At 38.9% G+C, this 26,496-nt stretch carries 24 protein-coding genes and 1 tRNA gene; 4 read left to right on the forward strand and 21 right to left on the reverse strand.

The window, feature by feature from the left end; all coding sequences use genetic code 11:
* Nucleotides 1–58: 58 nt before the first annotated feature.
* From vex3 to ACLNCS_RS01165, 7 genes are all read right to left on the reverse strand, one after another.
* Nucleotides 59–1,438, reverse strand: coding sequence for an ABC transporter permease subunit Vex3 (vex3, locus tag ACLNCS_RS01135; RefSeq protein ID WP_424846800.1), 1,380 nt, complete (start codon nt 1,436–1,438; stop codon nt 59–61).
* 47 nt (nt 1,439–1,485) lie between these two features.
* Complete coding sequence (gene vex2, locus ACLNCS_RS01140; protein ID WP_004252438.1) at nt 1,486–2,133, reverse strand: ABC transporter ATP-binding subunit Vex2; 648 nt, start codon at nt 2,131–2,133, stop codon at nt 1,486–1,488.
* Nucleotides 2,134–2,146: 13 nt separating this feature from the next.
* Nucleotides 2,147–3,424 carry an ABC transporter permease gene (locus tag ACLNCS_RS01145; RefSeq protein ID WP_424846803.1) on the reverse strand — a complete coding sequence of 426 codons (1,278 nt, stop codon included), beginning with the start codon at nt 3,422–3,424 and terminating at the stop codon, nt 2,147–2,149.
* Between the two features lie 134 nt (nt 3,425–3,558).
* A tRNA-Leu gene (locus ACLNCS_RS01150) sits at nt 3,559–3,644 on the reverse strand.
* A gap of 77 nt (nt 3,645–3,721) precedes the next feature.
* A complete protein-coding gene (locus ACLNCS_RS01155) occupies nt 3,722–4,297 on the reverse strand; it encodes a cysteine hydrolase family protein (RefSeq protein WP_424846805.1) in 576 nt (191 codons plus the stop codon).
* Nucleotides 4,297–5,085, reverse strand: a complete 789-nt coding sequence (gene codY / locus ACLNCS_RS01160; protein ID WP_424846807.1) for a GTP-sensing pleiotropic transcriptional regulator CodY — start codon at nt 5,083–5,085, stop codon at nt 4,297–4,299. The genes ACLNCS_RS01155 and codY overlap by 1 nt, the downstream gene beginning before the upstream one ends.
* Nucleotides 5,086–5,358: 273 nt before the next feature.
* Complete coding sequence (locus tag ACLNCS_RS01165; RefSeq protein WP_424846809.1) at nt 5,359–6,933, reverse strand: DEAD/DEAH box helicase; 1,575 nt, start codon at nt 6,931–6,933, stop codon at nt 5,359–5,361.
* 339 nt (nt 6,934–7,272) lie between these two features.
* Here ACLNCS_RS01165 and ACLNCS_RS01170 point away from each other — a divergent pair, with 339 nt between their 5' ends.
* The 4 genes from ACLNCS_RS01170 to ACLNCS_RS01185 all read left to right on the forward strand — a co-directional run bounded on the left by ACLNCS_RS01170 (nt 7,273) and on the right by ACLNCS_RS01185 (nt 12,000).
* Nucleotides 7,273–8,589 (forward strand): FAD-containing oxidoreductase, encoded by a 1,317-nt coding sequence (locus tag ACLNCS_RS01170; RefSeq protein ID WP_424846811.1) that lies wholly within the window; start codon nt 7,273–7,275, stop codon nt 8,587–8,589.
* An 87-nt stretch (nt 8,590–8,676) separates the two neighbouring features.
* Nucleotides 8,677–10,020, forward strand: a complete 1,344-nt coding sequence (gene murT, locus ACLNCS_RS01175; protein ID WP_074324624.1) for a lipid II isoglutaminyl synthase subunit MurT — start codon at nt 8,677–8,679, stop codon at nt 10,018–10,020.
* The gene (gene gatD, locus ACLNCS_RS01180) at nt 10,020–10,802 is read left to right on the forward strand and encodes a lipid II isoglutaminyl synthase subunit GatD (RefSeq protein ID WP_424846814.1); all 783 of its coding nucleotides are present in this window, start codon (nt 10,020–10,022) and stop codon (nt 10,800–10,802) included. The genes murT and gatD overlap by 1 nt, the downstream gene beginning before the upstream one ends.
* A gap of 115 nt (nt 10,803–10,917) precedes the next feature.
* Nucleotides 10,918–12,000: a M24 family metallopeptidase gene (locus tag ACLNCS_RS01185; RefSeq protein WP_061862860.1), complete on the forward strand. Its 1,083-nt coding sequence runs from the start codon at nt 10,918–10,920 to the stop codon at nt 11,998–12,000.
* A gap of 46 nt (nt 12,001–12,046) precedes the next feature.
* Here the strand turns inward: ACLNCS_RS01185 and ACLNCS_RS01190 are convergent, their stop codons facing one another.
* From ACLNCS_RS01190 to ACLNCS_RS01255, 14 genes are all read right to left on the reverse strand, one after another.
* Nucleotides 12,047–12,589: a GNAT family N-acetyltransferase gene (locus ACLNCS_RS01190; RefSeq protein WP_424846816.1), complete on the reverse strand. Its 543-nt coding sequence runs from the start codon at nt 12,587–12,589 to the stop codon at nt 12,047–12,049.
* 300 nt (nt 12,590–12,889) lie between these two features.
* Nucleotides 12,890–13,714, reverse strand: a complete 825-nt coding sequence (gene nadE / locus ACLNCS_RS01195; protein WP_049495662.1) for an ammonia-dependent NAD(+) synthetase — start codon at nt 13,712–13,714, stop codon at nt 12,890–12,892.
* Complete coding sequence (locus ACLNCS_RS01200) at nt 13,711–15,171, reverse strand: nicotinate phosphoribosyltransferase (RefSeq protein WP_049495666.1); 1,461 nt, start codon at nt 15,169–15,171, stop codon at nt 13,711–13,713. The genes nadE and ACLNCS_RS01200 overlap by 4 nt, the downstream gene beginning before the upstream one ends.
* 108 nt (nt 15,172–15,279) lie before the next feature.
* Nucleotides 15,280–15,768, reverse strand: a complete 489-nt coding sequence (locus ACLNCS_RS01205) for a DUF6773 family protein (protein ID WP_049495669.1) — start codon at nt 15,766–15,768, stop codon at nt 15,280–15,282.
* A complete protein-coding gene (locus tag ACLNCS_RS01210; RefSeq protein ID WP_001107501.1) occupies nt 15,758–15,967 on the reverse strand; it encodes a helix-turn-helix transcriptional regulator in 210 nt (69 codons plus the stop codon). The genes ACLNCS_RS01205 and ACLNCS_RS01210 overlap by 11 nt, the downstream gene beginning before the upstream one ends.
* 149 nt (nt 15,968–16,116) lie before the next feature.
* Nucleotides 16,117–16,527 carry a GNAT family N-acetyltransferase gene (locus ACLNCS_RS01215; protein ID WP_053092435.1) on the reverse strand — a complete coding sequence of 137 codons (411 nt, stop codon included), beginning with the start codon at nt 16,525–16,527 and terminating at the stop codon, nt 16,117–16,119.
* 98 nt (nt 16,528–16,625) lie between these two features.
* Nucleotides 16,626–17,999 (reverse strand): amino acid permease, encoded by a 1,374-nt coding sequence (locus tag ACLNCS_RS01220; protein ID WP_414256081.1) that lies wholly within the window; start codon nt 17,997–17,999, stop codon nt 16,626–16,628.
* 81 nt (nt 18,000–18,080) lie between these two features.
* Nucleotides 18,081–18,563 (reverse strand): transcription elongation factor GreA, encoded by a 483-nt coding sequence (gene greA, locus ACLNCS_RS01225; protein ID WP_004252406.1) that lies wholly within the window; start codon nt 18,561–18,563, stop codon nt 18,081–18,083.
* A gap of 74 nt (nt 18,564–18,637) precedes the next feature.
* A complete protein-coding gene (gene mltG / locus ACLNCS_RS01230) occupies nt 18,638–20,305 on the reverse strand; it encodes an endolytic transglycosylase MltG (protein WP_424846821.1) in 1,668 nt (555 codons plus the stop codon).
* Nucleotides 20,306–20,387: 82 nt separating this feature from the next.
* Nucleotides 20,388–20,882, reverse strand: coding sequence for an N-acetyltransferase family protein (locus tag ACLNCS_RS01235; RefSeq protein ID WP_424846823.1), 495 nt, complete (start codon nt 20,880–20,882; stop codon nt 20,388–20,390).
* Complete coding sequence (locus ACLNCS_RS01240; protein WP_424846825.1) at nt 20,879–21,394, reverse strand: GNAT family N-acetyltransferase; 516 nt, start codon at nt 21,392–21,394, stop codon at nt 20,879–20,881. Before ACLNCS_RS01240 ends, ACLNCS_RS01235 begins: the two co-directional genes overlap by 4 nt.
* Before the next feature lie 8 nt (nt 21,395–21,402).
* Nucleotides 21,403–22,737 carry a UDP-N-acetylmuramate--L-alanine ligase gene (gene murC / locus ACLNCS_RS01245; protein WP_424846827.1) on the reverse strand — a complete coding sequence of 445 codons (1,335 nt, stop codon included), beginning with the start codon at nt 22,735–22,737 and terminating at the stop codon, nt 21,403–21,405.
* Between the two features lie 11 nt (nt 22,738–22,748).
* Nucleotides 22,749–23,342, reverse strand: coding sequence for a cystathionine gamma-synthase (locus ACLNCS_RS01250; protein ID WP_424846829.1), 594 nt, complete (start codon nt 23,340–23,342; stop codon nt 22,749–22,751).
* A 46-nt stretch (nt 23,343–23,388) separates the two neighbouring features.
* Nucleotides 23,389–26,487 carry a DEAD/DEAH box helicase gene (locus ACLNCS_RS01255; protein WP_424846831.1) on the reverse strand — a complete coding sequence of 1,033 codons (3,099 nt, stop codon included), beginning with the start codon at nt 26,485–26,487 and terminating at the stop codon, nt 23,389–23,391.
* Nucleotides 26,488–26,496: the final 9 nt, after the last annotated feature.

A 26,496-nucleotide genomic window follows, 5' to 3' on the forward strand; every position in this document is an offset into this window, starting at 1 on the left:
CTATCAAAAATGCTACCTATATTATATCTCATTTGAATGAGAATAGGTAGCATGTTTTTTATTCACTATCTATCAAAAGTTCTTTTGGTTGTTTAAAGAGGAGATTACTTGAAGCAAGTGCCATAACTAGTACTACTAGAACCAAGCCAAGTACAAAGATGATAGCAAAGTCAGAAGGTTGAATGGAAATATCCAGACTTGAAAGTGTCTTGCTAAAGCCGTCAACTTCTGCACCACCACCAAGATTAGAGGCTTGGGCTGCCTTACTAGCCTGCTTAGCCACATCTGATGTGACATTTGCAAGTACTGTATTTCCAATAGTACGAGCAGTATAGTTGGCTAGGAAATAAGCTGAAATTAGTGCTGGAATTGCAATCATAACTGCTTCTGTGATAAATTGTCCTAGAATACTTGCTTGTTTTAGACCTATTGAAAGGAGAATTCCAACCTCTTTACGACGGGCGTTAATCCATAGTGTCAGTAAGAGAGCAAGCAGGAGGACTGAGAAGCTCAAGCTACCCCAGAAGAGAAGATTAGCCATCTTGTACATGCCTGAAATAGATTGTTCAAGGGCAGGATAGTTAGATGAACTCTTAATCAAGCTATACATCTTCCAGTTGATACCGTTGATCGACCCTAATTCTTGCATAACACTATCTAGGTTCTTATCTCCAGCTACAAAGAAGGTAGCATCTCCATAAATAGCTGTATCTTCTGTATAACCATAGAGTTGGGCAGCTGTGTGAATATCTGTGATAGCTGTATTCTCATAAAGTTCTTGTGAATAGGTCACAGCAGATTTGTTATGTCCATCAAAGAGTCCTTTGATCGTTACTTCTACTGTTTCCTTGGCACCTTTTTCATTATCTGCATCGTAGATATTTGAGTCTAGTTTGACCTTGTCCCCTACCTTCCAGCCATGTTTAGCAGCCAAGTCTTTGTGCATGAGAATTTGGTATTTGTCATCGTTTGTTAAATGTTCTCCTTCGACCAGTTTGTAAGAGCCTGACACAAACTTGTCTTCTTTAGAAGAATCATTAACTCCTGTTATCATCAAGCTACTTCCAAAACGTTGAGCTCGATCTGCAGTTAGATTTTTCTTGGTTTCAGGCGTTTCAATCAGTTCATAGCCTGTCAAATCACCGATAGCATTAATCCGTTTGATGTAGGATTCAATGGCCTTATTCTCGGTAATTTTTTTAATATCTTCACCCTTAATATTCCCCGCACCACGTGGAGTTCCTTGGTTGACCCTGCGGTTGATTTGCATGGAGAAACTATTGGTGATATTTTTAAAGGTTTCTTGAGAAGCCTTGGCTGTTGCTCCCTTGATAGACAAGCCGACCAAACTCAAACTAGCCATCAAGAGAATGATAAGAAAGATCACAATAGACTTGAAAAATTTTCTTGTGACATAGGCAAATGCGTTGTGTAACATAAGATTCCTTTCTAGATTTACTTCAGTTTTTAATATATTTAAATGTTTTAGTTACTATTTTTTCTTGTTTCAGTCAGTTTCTTATCCTTCAATTCAAGTGTAATATCTGACGCCTGTGCTACTTCCTTGCTGTGGGTCACAACGATCACACACTTACCTGTTTTCTCAGCGAGAGATTTGAGCAAATCGATGATATCCCCAGCAGTCTTAGGATCCAAGTTTCCTGTTGGTTCATCCGCTAAAATCACTGGTGCTTCAGATACAAGGCTACGAGCAATGGCAACACGTTGTTGCTGTCCACCTGATAATTGGAGAACATTCCTCTTGATTTGACTTTCATCTAAACCAAGTTCAAGAAGGGTATCCTTGCTAGCTTTTTTATTAACCAAGCGGATATTTTCCAATGGAGAAAGATAATCAATCAAGTTATAGTTTTGGAAAACCAAAGAGATATGGTGCATGCGATGATAAGAATAACCTTGTTCACGAATATCCTTGCCTTCGAATAAGATAGCTCCTTCGACAGGGCTATCAAGTCCTGCTAATAGAGATAAGAGTGTTGACTTCCCAGCTCCTGATTCTCCGATAATACTATAAAACTTACCAGGTTCAAAATCGTAATTGATTTTATATAATACTGCTTCTGCAGTGTTCTTGTAACGATAAGTAAGATCTTGTAATTGTAGTAAAGTCATAATTTCTCCTTTATTAACTGATAGATGATAAAATTTCTTTCGGTGATTTTCTAAATAAAAATAGGAAACAAAGTGCAACTGACAAGCAACTAATGATAAGTAGGAAGATATAAGATTCTCCAAATGATAGAAGACTTGTTGAAAGGTTCGTTGCTTTTGCTAGCGTATCTTGTAGTGCAGCTTGGTCGCCGCTTGCTAGTACAGTCTTCAAGAGATAGGAAGTAATGGCATTTCCAGCCACAAATGCCGGCAGAATAGATGCCAATGAAACTAGGATGACTTCCAGACAGAATTGGCTAAAGATTGCTATTTTCCCTTTACCTAGTGCCAATAAAATACCAACCTCGTAGACTCGCTCTCGTAACCAAAGTGACAAGACCAAGATCAGCGCTCCTACACCAGCAATCATAATGCCATAGAGGAAAATCTGTAGGAAGGTTTGGAAGGTCGAAACTGAATCCTTGATTTGTTCAAAAGCCTTATTTTCCTTTTCAACTTGATAACCTTTCGTTTCCAGAGATAACTTTTCAACTTCTTGAATGATACTATCCATATCTTTTGGATTTTCTAGATAGAAACGAGCAGTAGTTACTTGATCTTCCTTATTTCCAAGAAGAGTTTGGCTACTTTCGTAGTCTGTATAGACCGTGTTTTCACTAAAATCTGACGAAAGACCAGTGAATTTCTCTTGCTTCTTACCTGAGAAAATACCTACGATTTCATAGTCTAGCCTTTGTCCACTATTTTCTTCGACTTGAGCAGGATTTAAGCTAATCTTATCCCCAAGTTTTAGGTTATTCTTCTTAGCCAATTCCTCGTGGACTAATATTTTCTGGTTATCTCCTTTTTGTAGATGTCTTCCTTCCTTAAGGGTAAAGGCGGAACTTGTAAAAGAAACATCCTTGGAAGAATCTTCCAAAGCAATCAAAGTGATAAGATTTTTTTCAGCCTCTGTCAAATCATCCCTTTGGATACTTTGTTCTCCAGTAACCACTTCTTTGTCAGTCAACTTAGCTATTGTCTCAAGCTCTGGGAAAATCTCCTCAAGACCCTTTATTTTTTTAAGGTCATCTAGTTGAGACAGTTGAAAGGTCTGTTCTGCTTCTATTCTTTTAATCGAAAAAGATGTATTCAATGAGCGATAGAGATTATTCTCTACTGTTTTGTTGGACTTCATGAGCGTCAAACAAGCCGATATTCCAGCTAATAAAACAAATAGAATCAAGAATAATATGAGACTTCTCAGTCGTTTTCTGCTGACGTAAGCCCAAGCTCTTTGAGTGGGATTCATATAGCACCTCCATATTTGTAAAACCATTATAATATTCAAATATGAAATGTTTATGAAATACCAAAAAAAAAGCAAAAATATTTTTGCTCTTTTTGATGAAAAATAAAAAGCTAGCCAAAGCTAGCTCACTACTATGCGGAGAGAGGGACTTGAACCCTCACGACCTAAAGCGGTCACAGGATCCTTAGTCCTGCGCGTCTGCCAATTCCGCCATCCCCGCGTCGATTACTTTACTAGTATATCAACTTTGAAAAAAATTGTCAAGACTTTTTTCAGATTTTTTCATCTTGCAATGTATTATTCTGTAATTTCAAGCAAATTTTCATCAACCAATTTCGCACCAAGTGTATTCTTAAAATGTCCAAGTGCAAAGGCATGATTTTCAGGCCAAATGGATGCAACTGCTGGTTTCACAACTTCTATCTGATAACCAAGATTATAAGCATCAATGGCTGTATGCAAGACACAGATATCTGTAAGAACTCCTGTCAAAATGACTGTATCTACTCTACGCTCTCTGAGACGGATATCCAAATCTGTTCCAGAAAAGGCCGAATAGTGACGTTTGTCCATCCAGAAAATACGACTATCATCAGCATGCTCATGATAAAAGTCTGCTAACTTGCCATACAAGTTTCGTCCACTAGTCCCAATAATATTATGAGGCGGGAACAGCTTACTTTCAGGATGAAAAACATCATTTTCTTCATGAGCATCGATGGTAAAAAAGATATAATCTCCACGTTCAAAAGCCTTTTGGGTCACCCCATATATATCATCAGATATTGCTTGAGCTGGAGCTCCCGCAGTCAGTTTCCCATGGTCCGCTACAAAATCTTCTGTATAGTCAATAGAAATTAAAGCCTTAGCCATTAATAGTCCCTCTTTTTCACTTCTTCAAAAATATCTGGAATGAGAACTTTGAGATAAGTTCCTTTCATACCAAGAGAACGACTCTCAATAATCCCTGCAGATTCGAGTTTACGAAGGGCATTAACAATTACAGAACGAGTGATACCGATACGGTCAGCAATGACTGAAGCTGTTAATTGACCTTCATTACCATTTAATTCAGCTAGAATAGCCGATACTGCTCTAAGTTCAGAGTAAGAAAGTGTATTGACCGCCATAGTTACAGCCGTACGACGACGAATATTTTTCTCATCTTCTTCACGTTGGAAGTTCAAGAGTTGAATTCCTACTACTGTACTGGCAATCTCAACCAGAATCAAATCATCTTCTTCAAACTTTTTATCATTGCGCCAAATAATCAATGAACCCAAGCGAATACCAGAGACATGGATTGGAGCAATCGTTGTCAAACCATCTGGGAAATCAGAACGACTCTCAGTTGGGAAAATTGTCAAATCATGCTCAACTGGAAGATTAGCCTCCGTATCGTAGATCATGTTCGCACCTTGCACATAATCTTCCGGGAAAGTCTTTGATTGGAAGAATTGCTCTACTCGGTCATTATTAGTTTTGTAGCGCATAAAGTAGCCCAACAAACGACCCTTGCTATTCACAATACAAGCGTTACAGTCAATAATATCTGCTAATTGACGTGTAATGGCATTATAAGGAAGCTCATCTTGTAATTGCTCATCCGAACGCTTTAAAATTGATGTGATTTTTCTTGTTTTTTCTAATAAATGTGCCATTTTTTACCTCGCATATAATCGCTTTCATTATATCATAAAATTCTGACTTTTTCAACAATTATCTGAAAATTGTTTATTGAATTGCAATTCAAGTGTATTCGAAAATTTTTCCTATTTTTTATAATTTTCTTATTGACAGCTTCCTGATTTTTTGATAGAATAATATTACAAGATAACAAATATATAAATACAAACTTCTCGTATTACTTTTTCATATGACTCTCGGTCTCCTTATATATAAAAGCGATCCACCTCAGTGAACCGCTTTTTTTGTTATTTATCTCCTTTGTTACGAATAACAAAGCCTGTTTTCTTCTCGCTTGAAGTATTGCGTGGTTTTTTAGTATCCTTGCGGTAACGCTTTTCTTTATCAAAGCGATCCTTTGAACGTCCACCTTTACGATAGTCATCACGACGTCCATTGCCACGGCGATCACGGTCTCGACGGTCATCTCCACGACGGCCTCCTCGACCACCCTTGCCTTTGCCACCGTAGCCACCACCAGATGGTTTAAATGGTAAGGGTTTTTCACGTGCAATCTCAACCTCAGGAAGACTATCTGGGTCTTGAACTGTTAAGCTGAGGATATACATGGCCAATTCTTCTGGGCTGAATTCTGAGGCCAATTGACGAGCATCCTTGCCAAACTTCTCAAAGTTGCTACGAATCTCCTCATTCGCAAAATCACGTTCAATTTTCTTAAGAGCTACTTGCTTCTTAGCTTGGAAGGCTTCTTCTGCACTTGCAGGTTTAAGACCTTTCATGCGTTTCTTAGTTAAGTTCTCAATGATTTGTAGATAACCCATTTCATTTGGTGAAACGAAGGTAATAGACTGACCTGACTTACCTGCACGTCCTGTACGACCAATACGGTGAACATAACTCTCAGGGTCTTGTGGGATATCGTAGTTGTAGACATGAGTCACACCTGAAATATCCAAACCACGAGCAGCCACGTCTGTTGCAACGAGGACATCAAGATTGCCATTTTTAAAATCACGAAGGACACGAAGACGTTTGTTTTGATCCAAATCTCCATGAATACCTTCTGCACGGAAACCACGAATTTTAAGCCCACGAGTTAACTCGTCTACACGACGTTTGGTACGACCAAAAACGATTGATAACTCAGGTTGATCAACATCCATAAGACGAGTCATGGTATCGAATTTTTCTTGTTCTTTAACACGGATATAGTACTGGTCTACTAATTCTGTTGTTAATTCTTTAGCAGCAATCTTCACATGCTCAGGTTCTTTCATGAACTGAACACCAATACGTTTGATAGCATCTGGCATAGTCGCTGAAAAGAGCAAGGTTTGACGATTTTCTGGTACACGAGAGATGATTGCTTCGATATCTTCAAGGAATCCCATGTTCAGCATTTCATCTGCTTCATCTAAAATCAAGGTTTCAATATCATGTAATTTCAAAGCCTTGCGTTTAATCAAGTCCAAAAGACGCCCTGGTGTTCCTACTACGATATGAGCACCTGATTTAAGAGCCTTGATTTGTTTTTCAATGCTTGAACCACCATAGACTGAACGAACTTTTACACCCTTGCTTCTACCAAAGCGGAAAAGCTCTTCTTGGCTTTGAACTGCCAGTTCACGAGTTGGCGCAATCACCAAAGCTTGGATAGTTGCTTCTTCTGTTCGAATTTTTTCAAGGGTTGGCAAGCCAAAGGCTGCTGTTTTCCCTGTACCAGTCTGTGCTTGACCGATAACATCTTTTCCTTCAAGAGCCAAAGGAATGGTTTGCTCTTGGATAGGACTTGCTTCTACAAATCCTGCTTTTTCAACTTCTGCTAAAAGGTCGGCAGATAAGTTAAATTCATTAAATTTCACGTTATTCTTCTTTCTAAAGATGGTGCGAAGCCATCCTATAGCGCTTAGTTTATACTTTTCTTGTCATGACGTACTTTCAGTTTTTATGAAAGACCGTGTTGCTTCTTTTCCACTAAAGAAAAGTACTGCTTTCTTTGCAACTTATCTAGTATAACATAAGAGAGGGCCAAAAGATAGTCTAACCACTTGATTAAATCATGTAAACGATTTTTCTATTTTTTGAACTTAATTCTCAAAAGCTTTCGTGAGACTAAATTAGTCCAATATTTTTTCCCGTAGCAGAATTGTGAAAAAATTTTTTTCTTGTGCTAGAATGAAATCAAACAGGAGGATTTAAAAATGTTAACATACGATTTAATTGTCATTGGATTTGGTAAGGCAGGTAAGACGCTTGCTGGGAAACTAGCTTCAGCTGGTAAAAAAGTTGCCCTTATCGAGCGCAACAAGGCTATGTACGGTGGAACTTGTATCAACATCGGTTGTATTCCAACTAAAACCTTGTTAGTTGCCGCAGAAAAGGACTTGTCATTTGACGAGGTTATGGCAACAAAAAATACAATTACGAGCCGCCTCAATGGTAAAAACTATGCTACGATTGCTGGTACTGGAGTTGATATCATTGATGCTGAAGCCCACTTTGTGTCTAATAAAGTCATCGAAATTCAAGTTGGTGATGAAAAACAAGAACTAACTGCTGAAACAATCGTCATCAACACTGGTGCTGTTTCAAACGTTTTGCCTATTCCAGGACTATCTACTAGCAAGAATGTCTTTGATTCAACTGGTATCCAAAACTTGGAACAATTACCAGAAAAACTCGGAATCCTTGGTGGTGGAAATATCGGTCTTGAGTTTGCTGGTCTCTACAATAAACTTGGAAGCAAGGTAACAGTCCTAGATGCTCTAGATACTTTCCTACCTCGCGCAGAACCTTCTATTGCTGCTCTTGCTAAACAATACATGGAAGAAGACGGCATTGAACTGCTTCAAAATATCCATACTACTGAAATCAAAAACGATGGTGATCAAGTTCTTGTCGTGACAGAGAATGAAACCTACCGTTTTGACACCCTTCTCTACGCAACTGGACGTAAACCAAATGTAGAGCCACTTCATCTTGAAAATACGGATATTCAACTAACTGAACGTGGTGCTATCAAGGTGGACAAACATTGTCAAACAAACGTTCCTGGTGTCTTTGCCGTTGGAGATGTCAACGGTGGACTTCAATTTACCTACATTTCACTAGATGACTTCCGTGTTGTCTTCAGCTACCTTGCTGGTGATGGCAGTTACACACTTGAAGACCGTCTCAATGTTCCAAACACCATGTTCATCACACCAGCACTTTCACAAGTTGGTTTGACTGAAAGCCAAGCAGCTGATTTGAAACTTCCATACGCTGTTAAAGAAATCCCTGTTGCTACTATGCCTCGTGGTCATGTAAATGGTGATCTTCGTGGAGCCTTCAAAGCTGTTGTCAACACTGAAACTAAAGAAATTCTAGGTGCAACTATCTTTTCAGAAGGATCACAAGAAATCATCAACATTATTACTGTTGCTATGGACAACAATATCCCATACACTTACTTCACAAAACAAATCTTCACTCACCCAACATTGGCTGAAAACTTGAATGACTTGTTTGCGATTTAATTATAGAAAGCAGTCCGATAGCGGGCTGTTTTTCTTTTTCTAAAATCTCAAATCTGTCTTTTCCAGCATTTATGATATAATAGAAACATGAAATTAAAAACTACTTTGGGCCTTCTTGCTGGGCGTTCTTCTCACTTTATTTTGAGCCGTCTTGGCCGTGGAAGTACGCTGCCTGGAAAACTCGCCCTTCAATTTGATAAAGATATTCTACAAAATTTAGCGAAAAACTACGAGATTGTTGTGGTAACTGGTACCAATGGAAAAACCTTGACGACCGCTCTCACTGTCGGTATCCTAAAGGAAATTTATGGTCAAGTTTTAACTAATCCTAGTGGTGCCAACATGATAACAGGAATCACGACTACTTTCTTGACTGCAAAATCTTCAAAAACTGGAAAAAATATAGCAGTACTTGAAATCGACGAAGCTAGTCTCTCACATATCTGTGACTATATCCAGCCTAGTCTTTTCGTTATCACTAATATCTTCCGCGATCAGATGGACCGATACGGTGAGATCTATACGACCTACAACATGATTTTGGACGCTATTCGAAAAGTTCCTACTGCTACTGTCCTGCTGAACGGTGATAGTCCGCTTTTTTACAAGCCTGCAATTTCAAATCCTGTTCAGTATTTTGGTTTTGATCTAGAAAAAGGTCCAGCGCAACTTGCTCACTACAATACTGAAGGTATTCTCTGCCCTGAATGTCAAAGTATTTTAAAATATGAGCTAAATACATATGCCAACTTGGGAGCTTATATCTGTGAGAATTGTGGATGTAAACGTCCTGACTTGGACTACCGTTTGACAGAATTGGTTGAGTTGACTAACAATCGTTCTCGTTTTGTTATTGACGGTCAGGAATATGGTATTCAAATAGGTGGTCTCTACAACATCTACAATGCTCTGGCTGCAGTTGCTATCGCCCGTTACCTAGGCGCTGATTCTCAACTGATTAAACAAGGATTTGATAAGAGTCGTGCTGTCTTTGGACGACAAGAAACCTTCCATATCGGTGACAAGGAATGCACACTGGTTCTTATTAAAAATCCTGTTGGTGCTACCCAGGCCATCGAAATGATCAAGCTAGCTCCTTACCCATTTAGTCTATCTGTTCTCCTCAATGCTAACTATGCTGATGGGATTGATACCAGCTGGATTTGGGATGCTGACTTTGAGCAAATTACGGATATGGACATTCCTGAAATCAATGCAGGTGGAGTTCGTCATTCTGAAATTGCTCGTCGTCTACGTGTTACTGGCTACCCAGCTGACAAGATCACTGAAACAAGTAGCCTGGAACAAGTTCTTAAAACAATTGAAGCTCAAGACTGCAAGCATGCCTATATCCTTGCGACATATACGGCTATGCTAGAATTCCGAGAATTGCTAGCCAATCGTCAACTTGTTAGAAAGGAGATGAACTAATGGTTTATACTTCACTTTCCTCAAAAGACGGCAATTATCCTTACCAACTAAATATTGCCCACCTCTATGGGAATCTCATGAACACCTACGGAGATAATGGGAATATCCTCATGCTCAAGTACGTCGCTGAAAAGCTAGGGGCACATGTAACAGTTGATATCGTTTCTCTCCACGATGAGTTCGATGAACATCACTACGATATTGCCTTTTTCGGTGGTGGCCAAGACTTTGAACAAAGTATCATTGCTGGTGATCTACCCGATAAAAAAGATAATATTGATAACTTTATCCAAAATGATGGTGTCGTTCTTGCTATCTGTGGTGGCTTCCAGCTATTAGGCCAATACTATATTGAAGCTTCTGGAAGACGCATCGAAGGTCTCGGTGTCATGGGACATTACACACTCAACCAAACCAATAACCGATTCATTGGTGACATTAAAATTCATAACAAAGAATTCGATGAAACCTACTATGGTTTTGAAAACCACCAAGGCCGCACCTTCCTCTCAGATGACCAAAAACCATTAGGGCAGGTTGTTTACGGAAATGGCAACAACGAAGAAAAGGTCGGTGAAGGTGTTCACTATAAAAATGTTTTCGGTTCTTATTTCCACGGACCTATTTTATCCCGTAATGCAAATCTAGCCTACCGTTTGGTCACTACTGCCCTCAAGAAAAAATATGGTCAGGACATTGTTCTACCAACTTATGAGGATATTCTCAGCCAAGAAATCGCTGAAGAATATAGCGATGTTAAAAGCAAGGCAGACTTCAATTAATATTTAAATTCCAACATGCCATTAGCTGTTGGAATTTTTTTAGGTTCTTTTCTCCTTCTTCCTTGCATTTTCTCCTAATTTTTGCAAAAATAGAGGGGTAGAAAGAAGGTAGCATATGTCTAAATTACAACAAATCTTAACTTATCTTGAATCAGAAAAGCTAGACGTCGCTGTCGTATCTGACCCCGTCACAATTAATTACCTCACTGGCTTTTACAGTGATCCACACGAACGTCAAATGTTCCTCTTTGTCCTTGGAAACCAAGAACCGCTTCTCTTCGTTCCAGCACTTGAGGTTGAACGTGCGACTAGCACTGTCTCTTTCCCAGTAGTTGGCTACGTGGACTCTGAAAACCCTTGGAAGAAAATTCAAAATGCTCTTCCACAGCTTGATTTCAAACGTGTAGCAGTTGAGTTTGACAATCTCATCTTGACTAAATACCACGGTTTGAAAACTGTCTTTGAAACTGCTGAGTTTGATAACTTGACTCCATTGATCCAACGTATGCGCTTGATTAAATCAGCTGACGAAGTGCAAAAGATGATGGTTGCAGGTGTTTACGCCGACAAGTCTGTTAAAGTTGGTTTTGACAATATCTCTCTTGATAATACGGAAACTGATATCATTGCGCAAATCGATTTTGCTATGAAACGTGAAGGCTATGAAATGAGCTTCGACACCATGGTTTTGACTGGTGATAATGCTGCGAATCCACATGGTATTCCTGGAGCCAACAAGGTCGAAAACAATGCACTTCTCCTCTTTGACCTCGGTGTGATGGTGAATGGTTATGCATCAGATATGACTCGTACAGTCGCTGTTGGAAAACCTGACCAATTCAAGAAAGATATTTACAACTTGACTCTAGAAGCTCAACAAGCTGCCCTTGACTTTATCAAACCTGGTGTGACTGCTCATGAAGTAGACCGAGCTGCTCGTGAAGTAATCGAAAAAGCTGGCTACGGTGAGTACTTCAACCACCGTCTCGGTCACGGTATCGGTATGGATGTCCACGAATTCCCTTCAATCATGGAAGGAAACGACATGGTTATCGAAGAAGGCATGTGCTTCTCAGTTGAGCCTGGTATCTACATCCCTGGTAAAGTCGGGGTCCGCATCGAGGACTGCGGTGTTGTTACGAAGGATGGCTTCGACCTCTTTACAAGTACCAGCAAAGATCTGCTTTATTTTGACTAAAAAGTAAATTATAAAAAATAAGATGGAAAAGTTATTCTTTTCCATCTTATTTTTTGATTTGATAATAAATTTTATCAGCTATATAACCTTTTCGTTCAACTGCATTTGGAATCGTCTTCCAAAAAGTCATACCCGCCTTTTCCATAACACGACCAGATACTGGATTTAAACTTGCATAGCAAGCATCAACCTCTTTAAATCCAATCTCATCTAGACAGTATGATAAAACTGCCTTCAAAGCTTCTGTCATGAGTCCTCGTCCCCAGTAGTCCATCCCTAAGATATATCCAATCTCACAGCTAGATTTTTCTTCATCCATACTGACCAGACTAATATCTCCAATGACATAGTCTGGATTTTCTTTGAGACAAATGGCCCATTTGTAATAGTTAGGATTGTCATAGGATGCTACCCAATTGCCAATAGAGTTTCGAGTCTGTTCGACATTCAGGTGTGGATTCCAAGTCACATAGGTTAGATTATCTAGACGAGAAGCCCAATTCTCAAACATGGCTTGAGCATCACCTTCCACAAATCTCCTCAGTATCAATCGTTCAGTTTCTATTGGTTGTGTACATAGTGCTTTCATGATGCTAACTCTCTTTCTATTTTATGGATGGGCTCAAACTTGCATTGACCTATCTCAGTCTCCTATTTCAAGTTATAAAGTGAAAAAGGTCCTCCGGACCTTCTTCGCTTTTGTATTTCTAAGATCAGGGTAAAAACACTTTACTCATAAACATTGAGAAAACAACAGTTTCCTCTAATTTCATGACGCAGTAGCTGTCTGGCTTGCGGGGGTGAGACTACGAAATCGATCTCTTCGAGTTACCGACCTGCCTCGTTCTCCTGTTTCTAGACTCGGGGTAAAAACCTCCCCCGGAGGTTTTTACTCCCAAAACGTATCAAACACTGTGATTGGTAGGTGGCGTTTGTGTTGGCCTTTGTACCACCATTTTTCAATGATTTCTTGGGCTTCTGGGCTGATTTGTTTACCTTCCAGATAGTCATCAATCTCTGCGTAGGTTACACCGAGTGCAACTTCATCTGCCAATCCTGGTTTCTCTTCTTCTAGATCGGCAATCGGTACTTTTTCATAGAGAGCAGGATCAGCTCCGAGCTCCTTCAATAGTTGTTTTCCTTGACGTTTATTGAGGCGATAGAGAGGAAGAATATCTGCACCGCCGTCACCGAACTTGGTAAAGAAACCTGTGACATTTTCTGCAGCATGGTCAGTACCAATAACTGCTCCACTATGAGCTCCTGCGAGTGCATATTGGGCAATCATCCTGCTTCTAGCCTTGATATTCCCTTTATTAAAGTCTGACATTGGACTACCAGTAGCCTCTACTGCCGCTGCCATTGCATCTACAGAATCCTTGATATTGACCACCAAACTCACATCTGGCTTGATAAAAGCTAGGGCCTTTTGGGCATCATCCTCATCTGCTTGAATTCCATAAGGCAGGCGAACTGCTATAAATTTATAAGAATCATCACCGGTTTCAGCTCGCATTTCTTCCATAGCTAGTTGAGCAAGGCGACCAGCTAAAGTCGAGTCTTGACCACCAGAAATTCCTAATACAAAACTTTTAAGAAAAGGATGTTTTTTAAGGTATTTTTTCAAAAAGTCAATGGAACGACGGATTTCTTCTCGGGCATCAATGACTGGTTTAACGCCTAGTTGTTGGATAATGGTCTCTTGCAAACTCATTCTTCTTCTCCTTCGCCCAGAGCTTCCTTACGCATCTTATCAATCAAGTCCATCTTATCTTGCCAAATATCATGCGCTAAGTCTACTGGATAATGTTGTGGGTTAAGAACACGTTTGTATTCGTCCCAAAGCTTATCAAATTCCTTACGAGCATAGGCCTGAATTTCAGGAAGACTTGGTAAATCATAGACTAGCTTACCTTCCTTAAAAATGTCTACCAAGAGAGGAACTGCATCAAAATTGCGGACAGTTTTCTTGATGTAAGTATAGGTTGGGTGGAACATCTTGAGTTCAGTCATACTTGACACATCAACGCCGTCATAGGTAATATAATCACCTTCAGATTTTCCTTTTTCACGACTGGTAATGCGCCAAACTTGTTTCTTACCTGGAGTTGAAACTTTTTCAGCATTGCTAGAGAGTTTGATAGTATTGCGCATCTGACCATTTTCATCTTCAATGGCAACAACCTTATAAACTGCTCCTAGAGCTGGTTGGTCATAGGCTGTAATGAGCTTAGTTCCTACACCCCAAACATCAATCTTAGCTTTTTGCATTTTGAGGTTAAGGATGGTATTTTCATCAAGGTCATTGGATGCATAAATCTTAGCATCAGTAAATCCTGCCTCGTCCAGTTGTTGACGAACTTTTTTAGAAATATAGGCGATATCACCAGAGTCAATACGAACTCCCTTAAAGTTAATCTTGTCACCTAATTCACTTGCAACCTGAATGGCAGCAGGAACACCGATACGAAGAGTATCATAAGTATCTACAAGAAAGACACAATCACGGTGAGTTGAGGCATAAGCCTTGAAAGCCTGATAATCATTGCCATAAACTTGAACTAAAGCATGAGCATGAGTTCCTAAAACCGGAATACCAAAGAGCTTACCTGCACGTACATTACTAGTTCCATTGGCACCACCAATAACAGCCGCACGTGTTCCCCAGATAGCTGCATCCATCTCTTGCGCACGACGTGTACCGAACTCCATCAAAGGCTCATCTTCAATGACCGAGCGAATACGAGCAGCCTTGGTCGCAATCAAGGTTTGAAAATTAACAATATTTAAAAGAGCTGTTTCAACCAATTGACACTGCGCCAAAGGTCCTTCCACTTGAACGATCGGTTCATTAGCAAATACTAAGTCCCCTTCTTGAGCAGAACGCACAGTCAATTCCAACTTGAGATTACGCAGATATTCCAAGAAAGCGCCATGATAACCAAGTGATTCCAAATAAGCTATATCACTATCAGAAAAGCGCAGGTTTTCTAGGTAGTTCACAATTCGTTCCAAACCTGCAAAAACAGCATAACCATTTTTAAACGGTTGTTGGCGGAAATAAACTTCAAAAACTGCTTTCTTGTTATGAATTCCTTGGTCGAAGTAAACTTGCATCATGTTAATCTGATACAAATCTGTGTGCAATGTTAAACTGTCATCTGGGTACATATACTGTCCTTCTTCCTTATTTGTAAAAAGAAGAAAATATTTTCTTCTTTTCTCATAAATTAGTACTATTATAACACATTTTACCAAGATGGAGAAAAAGCTAACAAGCTATTCCATACTCTCAAGTTCATCCATATCCCGCTCAAACTTTTTCTGAGCCCATTCTCCATAACTCTTAAGGCCGAGATTACCAATAAAGACCCAAGGAAGATAAAAGAGATAGGTAAAGCACCAAGCAAAAAGGTATTTGAAGTTTAATGGATTGTGCTGATAAATCTCTATATTGAACTGGTAGTTTTGCAACATTATAATAGTTGTGATTAGTAGTGTCATTAATAGACATCCCAAAATCGTAAAATGAAAACGACTATAGTAGGTCGCACCGAGGTTTCTCGCCCGGTTGAAGAAGTAAAAAAGTCCAATAATGTTAATGATGAGAATCATAGTCGGATTAAAAAGACTTGGTGCTAATATTGCAATGATATAAGATAAAAGCAAAAAAACGATAGTGATATGGAAACTTTCTGCTCCTGCTTTATTCATCAGTTGTTCTTCTCTTTCATCCAATAATTGATAATAAAAAAATTTATTTTTCATCTTCTTCCTCCCAAAATAATTGATCCAGCGTTTTCCCTAAGCACCTGCAAATGGATTGGCAAAGTGAAAGCGAAGGATTGTACTTGCCAGCTTCTATCAAGCCGATAGTCTGCCGAGTGACACCCACAGCTTCTGCCAAATCACCTTGTGTCATGTCAAGCTCCACTCGAGCTAACTTTAATTTTAAATTCTTAGCCACTTGTTACCTCCTCCTTTATTTTAAAAGTTGCGCTTCTTTTTTCAACTTTATTATATCATATATTTTACATTATGCAATATATATCTGTCATTTTGTGAGATTTTTTTTACAAAAAAACTCTACCACTTACATGATAGAGAGTTTTCTGTTTACAAATCTTTTTGATAATAGTGCCTTTGTCCAGTGTAGGGATAATCTTTTAAGGTAAAAACTTCCTTGTAGCCTTGCTTTTGATAAAAGCCTGGTGCTTGAAACTGATAGGTATTCACAAAAGCAAAGCGACAGTTTCTCTTTTTAGCTTCACTTTCTGCTTGCTGCAATAGTTGGGAGCCGATTCCTTGCCCTCGCAAGTCCTCCTTCACAAACAAATACTCAATTTCTAACCAATTCCCGAAAGTCTCTGCTACTAATCCAGCCATGATCTCACCATGTTCATCTTCAATATACAGATTAAGTGGCTCACTTTCAGCAACTTCTCTTTTGGAACGATTATAGGAGCGAATCAAGTCTCCTATTATTTGCGATTTATGAGACTCTGTATTTTCCAATCTTACCTGCATCCAAACCTCCTCGAAGATACTTATAGCTTGATTATAGTCTTATTACCAAGAGCTGTCAAACTAGAAAACTCATCAACCTGAGTTGATGAGCTTCTGACTTATTTTCTAAATTTCCATTGGCTATAAATACCAAAAGCAACAATCCAGATAGCTGAACCTTTTGCTCCCATTACAGTTGATTCTTGTAAAAATAGAGTTCCGAATACAAAGATGAAGAAGAGCATAGTCAGAGGATTTAGCAAGCGATATTGAGGCATGAGATAGCCATCTGCCATAAAGTCTTTTGACTTGCGATACTTAAGATGGGCCACCATGATTAAGATGTAGATGGCGATATAAACACCTGATGAAGAAGCCGTAATCAAAGCAAAGGCATCTGATACGCCAGGAAGTACATTGATAAAGGCTGCAAAACCAATCAATACCGCAGAAGCAATGATAGCATTCTGAGGAACGTTGTGGCGTGAAAGTGTATCTGCCTTAATAGCTTTCAAGAAACGATTTGGTGAATCATGGGCAATTTGGTACAAGTGACGACCTGTTGAGTAAAGGGTTGAATTCAAGGCTGACGCAGCGGAAGTCAAAACAACAAAGTTAATCAAGGCTGCTGCCCACTTAAGGCCAACAAGTTCAAATACCGTTACAAATGGTGAATCTGTCGCAGAAAGCTCACGCCAAGGAATAATAGACATGATTGCAAGCAAAGCTCCACCGTAGAAGAAGATAATTCGCAAGGGAATTTCCTTAACTGCCTTGGGCAAGACTTTTCGAGGATCTTTGGTTTCAGATGTAGTAACACCAATAAACTCAATCATCAAGTAAGCAAAGAAAACCATTTGAAAGGCCATGACAAAGTTCATTCCCCCATTTGGGAAAAGGGAGAATTGCTCACTGATATTGACAAGGCTTGCTGATCCATAAGGAGTTTCAAATCCGGTCAAGACCATAAAAATACCCGTCGCAATCATGGCAAGGATGGCCACAATTTTAATCATGGCAAACCAAAATTCCACTTCACCAAATATTTTAACTGCAATCAGATTGACCAATCCTAAAATTGTTAAAAAGACAACCTGAATCAACCAAGATGGCCAAGACGGAAACCAAAACTGAACATAGTGAGCGATTGCTGTAATCTCAGCCATACCAATAAAGACTACTGATAACCAATAAGACCAAACCGAGAAATATCCCCAGCCCTTTCCAAGATAGCGTGTAATAAAATTGATAAAGGTGTGTTGCTCTGGGTCCTGGTACAACATTTCTCCAATAGCACGCATCATGAGATACATAAAGCCACCCGTAATCATATATACCAAGACAATCGAAGGTCCAGTTAAACTGATAGACCGACCAGCTCCCAAAAATAGTCCAGTCCCGATTGTTCCCGCAATGGCCATAACCTGAACGTGGCGGTTTGTTAATCCACGCTCCATTTTACTTTTCTTTTTATGTTTATTTTCTGAATTCATCTAGTCTCCTCAAGTTTTTAAAATGAAGAAAAGGAGCGATGGAAGCGTTTTCCCTATATCTACTCCTTCTTCTCTATCCTATTAAACTGTTTTTTCAACTTTTAAAATCTTAACATCATAGCTTCCAGCAGGTGTTTCGATTGTAGCAATATCACCTGTTTTCTTACCAATCAAGGCTTGACCAATTGGGCTTTCATTTGATACTTTACCTGCAAAAGCATCTGCACCAGCTGAACCAACGATAATGTATACTTCCTCTTCGTCTTCTCCAACTTCTTGGATGGTTACAGTTTTTCCAATGGCAACTTCATCTTGAGCGACTGCATCGCTATTAACGATTTCTGCATAACGGATTTTTGTTTCCAAGCTTGATATTTGTCCTTCAACAAAGGCTTGTTCATCCTTAGCTGCTTCATACTCACTATTTTCTGACAAATCACCGTATGAACGAGCAATCTTGATACGTTCTACAACTTCTGGACGACGTACTAGTTTCAATTCTTCTAATTCTTTTTCGAGTTTTTCCTTTTCTTCCAAGGTCATTGGATATGTTTTTTCTACCATTTTTCTCAACTTTCTTTTGATTGAATTAATAAATATATGCTTTAAAGCAAAATTATGTGGAAAACCACATAATTTTAGTTTGCGCTATTTGATTGAGGTAATTTACTATTGATATGTTCTTGAACGTTACGATCATGTTCTTCTAGTGTTGTTGCATAGTAAACTTTACCATCTTGAACATTGGCTACAAAATAGAGATATTCACTCTTTGTCTGATTGATACTTGATTCGATAGCATCCAAGCTTGGGCTATCAACTGGACCAGGCATTAGACCTACTTTTGTATAGACATTGTATGGTGAATTAATAGATGTATCAATGGCTGCATCATCAGAGAGACTGATGTTTTGACCAAGTTTGCCTTCTGCGTAAAGGATAGCAATATTACTTTGAAGTGGCATACCGAGGTTTAAGCGGTTATAGAAGATTCCTGCAATCAGCTTACGATCTTCTGTTTTTGCACCTTCTTTCTCAACAAGTGATGCAATTGTTAAGAGCTCATTTACGGTCAAGTTCTTTTCTTTGATAGCAGCATAGTGTGAAGAAAGGTTCTTATCCATAGCTGCAAGCATTGAATCAATTAAACTTTCAACAGTTGTACTTTCTTTGATCGTATAAGTCGCAGGGAAAAGATAACCTTCTAAACGGTAACGAACACCACTATCTTTTGCTGGCAAGCTTTCAAGCAAGTTTGGATATTTGGCAACCTCTTGAGCAATAAAGGTCTCATCTTGAACCTTAGCCAAGAATGCTTCCGCTGTCAAAGGTTCCTTAAAATCACCTTGAAGTTGGCCAACAGTTTGAGCAATTTGTTCCAAAGTATAGCCTTCAGGAATAGTCAAGTCTGCAAGAGCAACTTCCTGAGGTTCAGGTGTACCACCCTTTTGCAACTCTTTAATGACATCTTCAACACTCATACTCTTTTGCAAGTTGTAATAACCAGACTTCAGTCCAGTGTAGTTTTTATACTTGGCATAAAGTGTAAAGACCAAACCGTTCTTAATAACACCAGATTTTTCCAAAACTGAGCCAATTTCTTGAGTATTAGCACCATCTGGAATCTGAACTGACATATATTGTTTAGAACTTGGATCTACTGGTTGTAGAGCTGATTCAGCATAGCGAAGGCCAAAGAATCCACCAGCACCAATTAGAATCAATAATACCAAAACTGTTACTAAAAATCCTTTTAAGCGGGATTTCTTCTTTTTCTTGGCTGGTTTCACAGTCTCTCTCCGACTTCTTCTAGGAAGGTCTGCTTCTTCAGTAGCTTCTTGACTTGTCAATTCTTCCTTGTGTGACGCAAGGTTTACTGTTTCTTTTTCTGGAACAGTATCAAATGCACGATAAGAAACTGAAACTCTAGTTGGAATTGAATTATTCTCTTCTTTTTCCGGAATTGATTGAGATGACTCAACTACTTCTTCTCGTACTGCTTCTGGAATTTCTTCTTGTACTTCCTCTGCAGCTTCTTCTGGAACTTCTTCTACAAGAACAGGACGCTCAGGAACAGTTGGGGCATTATCAATCAATTGATCAACAGCTGCAACTGATTTTGCAATCAACTCCTCTTCCGAAATACTTGGTTCCTTTTTTTCTGAAGTTGCTTCAGAAGGTTTTGCTAAAGTTGAAAAAAGGTCATCCGTTTGTTCAACTTCATTTGCCTCTTTTTTTAGTCGTTCTAAATCTCGCAAAATTTGCTCTTTAAAACTCAACTTTTCTTCATTTGAATTTTCGCTCAAAGGTATTTACCTCCTTGTTGATAATCCTTAATATTATATCTTAAAAACTAAAGAAAAGCAACTTTAGAAGCCTTTCTACTCACTAATTCTTGTTTTCCCAGACCATATCATACCATTCTTCTCCCGCAAATTGGGACTTAGACTTTCCTTCGTTGACAAAACCATGCTTCTCATAGTATTCAATAAGGTAATCATGACAGGTCAGATTGATCCCCTCTCGTTCATGCTTAAGAGCCACTTCTTTCAATGCGGTCAGGAGTTTTTTCCCTAGTCCTAGAGATTGAGCTTCTTTAGCTATCGAAAGACAAGTCACAGAAATATAACCACCTTCCTTATGACTGTGGTCTTTTATTTCTTCAGTGAAAGAATAGTCTTGTAAATAACGATGAGGGACTACTGGTCCTTCGATATAACCGAGTATCTCTCCCTCTTTTTCAGCCACTAGAAAGCTCGTTTTTATTTCCTTTAAATGTGCTTCAAAGACATATCGAGGTATGGCTTCTTCAATTGAAAAATTTTCTAGTTCAATCTCTAAAATACGGTCTAAATCACTCAGTCTAGCTTGTCGAATAATCATAGTTCCTCCTGATAAAAGGGATTCTTCCAGCACATGAGAAAATTAACTTCATTTCCGACTCCCAGATCTACTATTCCTTGCTCTATAAATTCATTCATCTCAAAATAAGACAGCAATTCATCTTTACAGACCAGATAAATACCGGGGCTATTTTGTTGAAGAGCAACTTGTTTCATGGTTGCGAGCAACAAGGTTCCAAATCCTTGCCCTTGATAATTCGGATGAACAGATAAAGCATCAATAACAAGATTTTCATTACTAATAGCTTCTCCATCTGCCATCTCTGCTATCCATCTATTTACTGAGGACGTAGCAAAATCTGTCGCTAAAATATAAGCAATCACCTGATCATCCAAACTAGCTAAGAGAAACGTATCCGCAAAATTACGGATACGTTCTTCTATTATTTCTCTATTAAATGTTTCTTGGAAGTTTTGAGTACTCTCCTGTATCAAGCAAACCTGCTCGATATCAGATTGCTGAACTTCCCTTATTTTAATTGGAAATTCCATCTTGTTCCTTACTGAACATTACTTGTCAAATTAGACAAGAGACGTTCGAATGAGTATTCATATGATTGAATGTCACCTGCTCCCATAAAGACATATACAGCATTGTCATGGTCTAAGAGCGGAGACACATTTTCAACAGTGATAACTTGATGTTTTTTATCAATCTTGGCTGCTAAATCTTCAACCTTAACATCACCATGGTCAACTTCACGAGCAGATCCATAGATTTGTGCTAAGTAAACTGCATCAGCCTGATTCAAGGCTTGTGCAAAATCATCCAACAAAGCAATTGTACGAGTAAAAGTATGCGGTTGGAAAATAGCAACTATTTCCTTGCTTGGGTACTTTTGACGCGCAGCATCTAGAGTTGCAATGATTTCAGTTGGGTGATGCGCAAAATCATCGATGATAACAGTATCATTGACAATCTTTTCTGTAAAGCGACGCTTAACGCCTCCAAAAGTATTCAAGTGTTCACGTACCAAATCCAAGTCAAAGCCAGCAGTATAAAGCAAACCAATTACTGCTGTTGCATTCATGATGTTGTGGCGACCAAAAGTTGGAATGTGGAATTGACCCAATTCTTGACCACGGAAGTGAACTGTGAAAGTTGAACCTGTAGTAGAACGAAGCAAATCACTGGCTACAAAGTCATTGTTGTCCGCTTCAAAACCGTAATAATAGATTGGGGCATTTGCCGTAATCTTACGCAACTCAGCATCTTCACCGTAGACAAACAAACCTTTGGTGATTTGTTTAGCATAATCATTGAAGGCGTTAAAGACATCCTCTAAGCTTGTGAAATAGTCAGGATGGTCAAAGTCGATATTCGTAATAATAGAGTACTCTGGGTGATACGGCATGAAATGACGTTCGTACTCGTCTGATTCAAAGACAAAATACTTGGCATTTTCAGAACCACGACCTGTACCATCTCCAATTAGATAGCTTGTATCAGTGATGTGTGACAATACGTGAGAAAGCATACCTGTTGTTGAAGTCTTACCGTGTGCACCAGCAACTCCCATGCTGATAAAGTCACGCATAAAGCTACCAAGAAACTCATGATAACGTTTATAGCTTAGTCCGTTCTTGTCTGCATAAGCAATTTCAACATTGTTGTCTGGACGAAAGGCATTCCCAGCGATGATTTCTAAATCCCCTTGAAGATTCTTCTCATCAAAAGGCAAAATTTTGATACCTGCTTGCTCTAAGCTTCTTTGTGTAAAGTAGTATTTCTCTACATCAGATCCTTGGACCTTATGCCCCATTTGGTGCAACATCAAGGCCAAGGCACTCATCCCTGATCCTTTAATTCCGATAAAATGATAGGTTTTTGCCATCTTTTTCCCCTTTACTCTGTCATATTTGTCAAGTTCAACTCTTGAGCAATTTTACGTTCTTTTTCTGATTGATTTTCTTTTTTGTTATAAATTTGGCTTTTCTTTAAAAAATCATAATTATTTTTCTTTGGTCCAAGTTGATCTTCTTTGGTTGTCTGTTGCATCTGAGGAGCCATTTCAGCCAAAATATAATGGTTCTGAGTTAGTTTGTCACTAAATTTTGCTAGCTCCCCAGGATTTTCCTTTTGGAATGGAGCTGTTGGCTGATTTGCCTGTCTTACTACATTATTTGAAGGTTTATAACGTTTCGTAAAACTAACATCTTGAGTCAAATATTTTGCTGAACGTTTCCGTTTTAGATCGGCTCTTGCTTCTTCACGAGCAAGTTCAGCATAGGATTTTTCCTTCTTTTCAGGTAGCTTATCTGATGCTTGAACCAGTGGCTTTTTTTCGATAGTAATTGGTGACCATTCCAAGTAGTTTTTGTCCTGGTAATCTCCCTTGATATTACTAATGAGATCCGACTCATCATATAAATCCATAAATGGCATCTCTGTCAGCATGATCTCATCATCTGACACTATTGGAAATCGTACTTGTTTCATTTTTATTCCCTTTCAATACTCCATTATAACGTAAAGTCTTGATTTTTCAAGTCTTGGCTTCAGAAATTCCTAATATTTCTTGAATTTCAGTAAGTGTGAGACTTCCACGAGACTCTGTTCCATCCAATACTTCTGAGACCAGATTTTTTTTCTCTTCCTGCAACTCTTGAATCTTCTCCTCGATTGTGCCTCTAGTTACCAGACGATAAACCTCAACAGCTTGGTCTTGTCCCATACGGTGGGCCCGGCCAATAGCCTGCGATTCAACTGCCGGATTCCACCATAAGTCTACCAGAATAACTGTATCCGCACCAGTTAGATTGAGACCAACTCCACCAGCTTTTAGAGAAATCAAAAACACATCGCGCTCACCTTGGTTAAAAGCCTTGGTCATTTCTTGACGCTCCTGTGATGGTGTAGAGCCAGTAATCTTAAAGGAAGTTAAGCCAAGCTGAGGCAACTCCTTTTCGATGCGATCAAGCATTCCCCTAAATTGAGAGAAGATGAGTACACGATGATTTCCCTCAGCAATTTGACTTAGCAGATCTCGTAAACTATCAAGCTTCCCGCTATCTCCCTTATAATCTTCCATAAATAGAGCTGGAGTATCACAAATCTGGCGAAGACGCATGAGTCCTGTTAAAATTTCAACTCGATTTCGTTGAAATTCTGCATCGGTCACTTGTCCCAAACGCTCTTGCATCTGTTGAAGTTGAGCTAGATAGATAGCTTTTTGCTGGTCCTCCAGTTCATTTTTATAAACGACTTCTATCAGATCAGGTAACTCTGTAAGAACATCCTCTTTCTTTCGACGCATGACAAATGGTTTGATAAACTGTGCCACTCTCTCAGCAGGCAATTTCATAAAGTCTTTTTTTGCTGGCAAAAGTCCTGGCAATACAATCTGAAAGATAGACCATAATTCCCCTAGATTATTTTCAATTGGTGTTCCGGAAAGAGCAAAAACTGATGGAACCACAAACTTTCTCAAAATCTTAGCAATTTTGGTTTGGGCATTTTTCATCACCTGGGCTTCATCTAGAAATAGAAAATCAAAAGATAAATTTCGATAGATTTCACTATCCTGACGGAAAGTGGCATAACTGGTCACATAGACCTGATGTTTTTCTGCTAAAATAGTCTCGCGATAAGGTTTCAATCCATGTACGACAGCCACATCCAAATCCGGTGCAAATTTTTTAAATTCATCAGCCCAATTATAGATGAGACCAGATGGGGCAAGAATCAAGACACGGCTATTCTCCTGAAGTTGGCTACTTAAAAAGGCGATGGCTTGTAAGGTTTTTCCAAGTCCCATATCATCAGCTAAAATTCCACCAAATCCATAATGGTCTAACATCTGAAGCCATTGAATCCCCTTTTTCTGATAGTCTCTGAGATCTGCTTTGATATTCAGAGGTTTCATTGGAAAATCCTCTGGATGCGTTAAATGATGCGCCAAATGACGAAATTCATCAGTAAACGTAACTTGATCCTGGTCCTTAAACAGATGAGATAAGGTATAAGCCAAAGACTTGCGAGCCTGAAAAGCAGCACTCTCTATCTCATCAATTCCTAAGTCTTCTAAATCTTGTCGAATACGTTTTGTCTGTTCATCAAAATAATAGACCTGGTTAGAGGAAGAAATATAATAATCTTGCTTGGCAACTAAGGCTTTCATTGCTCGATTGATTTCTTCTTGATCAATATCCTGAAAATCAAATTGAATCTCTAAAAGGCTTCCCTTGGATGATACCTGAACTTGAGGTTTTTGAATCTGATAAAGATCTTGCATGCTCTCTGAAATCTTTAATTCTCCAAGTGCTGCAAAGGCTGGTAATACTTCCTGAAAGAATGTATGGACTGCTTCAGCTTTCAAACTTTGACGCCATGAACGAAAATCCGCTTCAAAACCTGCTGATAGAGCCAACTGAAAAATCTGTTTTTCCAATTGAATATCACTAGCAAAAGGGAGGTTCTCTAGTTCATTACGATTGGTTACTAGGCAAGTTTCATATTGAAATTGCATATCTAATCGAATAGAACCATTCTCTTCTCGTTCCATGTAAAAAGACGGACGGAAGGATTGGATTTGTAGTGAATCAGGAGCTTCTACTTTTCCTAGGCATTTAAACTGTGACAAGGTCGAAGCTAAAAGATCTCGATCACAAGTATCAAACTGTAAGATCTTTCTGCCACCATTATCTAAAGGAACTTTTCTAAGCGCATCTAATAAACTAGCCTGTTTTTTCGTCATCAGGAAAAAATTCCCTTTGTAGAATAATACTTGTCCCCTGTAAAAGAAATTAAGCCCTGTCTGTTCGAAAATCTCCATTTCAAAATAGTTGGATTTTTCTTCAATTCTAAATGAAAACAAACTTGCTTGGCCATCAAAGTCTTGGAAGAGAAGATGATGATAACTCGAAAGTTGGTGGTCAAACTGAAAGGCTTCTAATCCCATCAGTAGACTAGCCCCCTGCTCAAAAAAGGTTTTAGGGAAATAGAGATGTCGTCCTTGATTTGGGAAAAAAATAGAATTGTCTGTTTTCTCCTCAACTAATCCAAGTAAAAAATTCAAAACTTCTTGACTGGCTTTATCAAATTGTTCAAGTCTTAATGAAGTCTCATAATGCTTTCCTATCATGTAAGGTTTGGAAAACTCTATGACTTTTAAGAAAAGAGGGATATCCCTAATCACATAAAATTTGTCTTGTTGAGAAAGACCAATTCTTAAAGTCCAGATAATGCGATTGGTTCCTGCTTCCACCTGCCCTTGAGCAGAAAGCCGATAGATGTTGGATTGACGCGGAACTTGGATAGACTTCAAGAATTCTCCTCCGAAAGTCACCTGTGTCTCAACAGTTTCCTTCTCTTCCTGATTAGCCTCCAGATTGAGTACAATTTCTTGTCCTAGTTGATCATTTTTCAAGTAATATTCTAGAGCTGCTAAATGAACACAGTAACCTCTTTTTTTGAAAAAATCACATGCACAAAAAATCAAGTCATCGTCTAAACTATAACGAATTTCTTCTTCCGCTACACGCGCATAGATGCGATGGTCTTGTTCTTTAATGATTTCAATCTGACCAGTTTCGTAGAGTTCCACTCCCTCCATTCGAAGCTTTCCTGGAATCAATTTAGCCATAATTTCCCC

It is taken from the genome of Streptococcus sp. CL9.43 (assembly GCF_049737935.1).
GTDB lineage: Bacteria > Bacillota > Bacilli > Lactobacillales > Streptococcaceae > Streptococcus > Streptococcus infantis_I.

Excerpts from the sequence above, each read along its gene's own strand:
- murT (WP_074324624.1), top strand. The coding sequence starts at position 8,677 with ATGAAATTAAAAACTACTTTGGGCCTTCTTGCTGGGCGTTCTTCTCAC.
- vex2 (WP_004252438.1), bottom strand. The coding sequence starts at position 2,133 with ATGACTTTACTACAATTACAAGATCTTACTTATCGTTACAAGAACACT.
- gatD (WP_424846814.1), top strand. The coding sequence starts at position 10,020 with ATGGTTTATACTTCACTTTCCTCAAAAGACGGCAATTATCCTTACCAA.
- ACLNCS_RS01170 (WP_424846811.1), top strand. The coding sequence starts at position 7,273 with ATGTTAACATACGATTTAATTGTCATTGGATTTGGTAAGGCAGGTAAG.
- ACLNCS_RS01190 (WP_424846816.1), bottom strand. The coding sequence starts at position 12,589 with ATGAAAGCACTATGTACACAACCAATAGAAACTGAACGATTGATACTG.
- ACLNCS_RS01250 (WP_424846829.1), bottom strand. The coding sequence starts at position 23,342 with ATGAAACAAGTACGATTTCCAATAGTGTCAGATGATGAGATCATGCTG.
- ACLNCS_RS01145 (WP_424846803.1), bottom strand. The coding sequence starts at position 3,424 with ATGAATCCCACTCAAAGAGCTTGGGCTTACGTCAGCAGAAAACGACTG.
- ACLNCS_RS01185 (WP_061862860.1), top strand. The coding sequence starts at position 10,918 with ATGTCTAAATTACAACAAATCTTAACTTATCTTGAATCAGAAAAGCTA.
- ACLNCS_RS01235 (WP_424846823.1), bottom strand. The coding sequence starts at position 20,882 with ATGATTATTCGACAAGCTAGACTGAGTGATTTAGACCGTATTTTAGAG.
- codY (WP_424846807.1), bottom strand. The coding sequence starts at position 5,085 with ATGGCACATTTATTAGAAAAAACAAGAAAAATCACATCAATTTTAAAG.
- ACLNCS_RS01255 (WP_424846831.1), bottom strand. The coding sequence starts at position 26,487 with ATGGCTAAATTGATTCCAGGAAAGCTTCGAATGGAGGGAGTGGAACTC.
- ACLNCS_RS01155 (WP_424846805.1), bottom strand. The coding sequence starts at position 4,297 with ATGGCTAAGGCTTTAATTTCTATTGACTATACAGAAGATTTTGTAGCG.
- ACLNCS_RS01240 (WP_424846825.1), bottom strand. The coding sequence starts at position 21,394 with ATGGAATTTCCAATTAAAATAAGGGAAGTTCAGCAATCTGATATCGAG.
- ACLNCS_RS01200 (WP_049495666.1), bottom strand. The coding sequence starts at position 15,171 with ATGTACCCAGATGACAGTTTAACATTGCACACAGATTTGTATCAGATT.
- ACLNCS_RS01205 (WP_049495669.1), bottom strand. The coding sequence starts at position 15,768 with ATGAAAAATAAATTTTTTTATTATCAATTATTGGATGAAAGAGAAGAA.
- murC (WP_424846827.1), bottom strand. The coding sequence starts at position 22,737 with ATGGCAAAAACCTATCATTTTATCGGAATTAAAGGATCAGGGATGAGT.
- vex3 (WP_424846800.1), bottom strand. The coding sequence starts at position 1,438 with ATGTTACACAACGCATTTGCCTATGTCACAAGAAAATTTTTCAAGTCT.
- ACLNCS_RS01220 (WP_414256081.1), bottom strand. The coding sequence starts at position 17,999 with ATGAATTCAGAAAATAAACATAAAAAGAAAAGTAAAATGGAGCGTGGA.
- nadE (WP_049495662.1), bottom strand. The coding sequence starts at position 13,714 with ATGAGTTTGCAAGAGACCATTATCCAACAACTAGGCGTTAAACCAGTC.
- greA (WP_004252406.1), bottom strand. The coding sequence starts at position 18,563 with ATGGTAGAAAAAACATATCCAATGACCTTGGAAGAAAAGGAAAAACTC.
- ACLNCS_RS01215 (WP_053092435.1), bottom strand. The coding sequence starts at position 16,527 with ATGCAGGTAAGATTGGAAAATACAGAGTCTCATAAATCGCAAATAATA.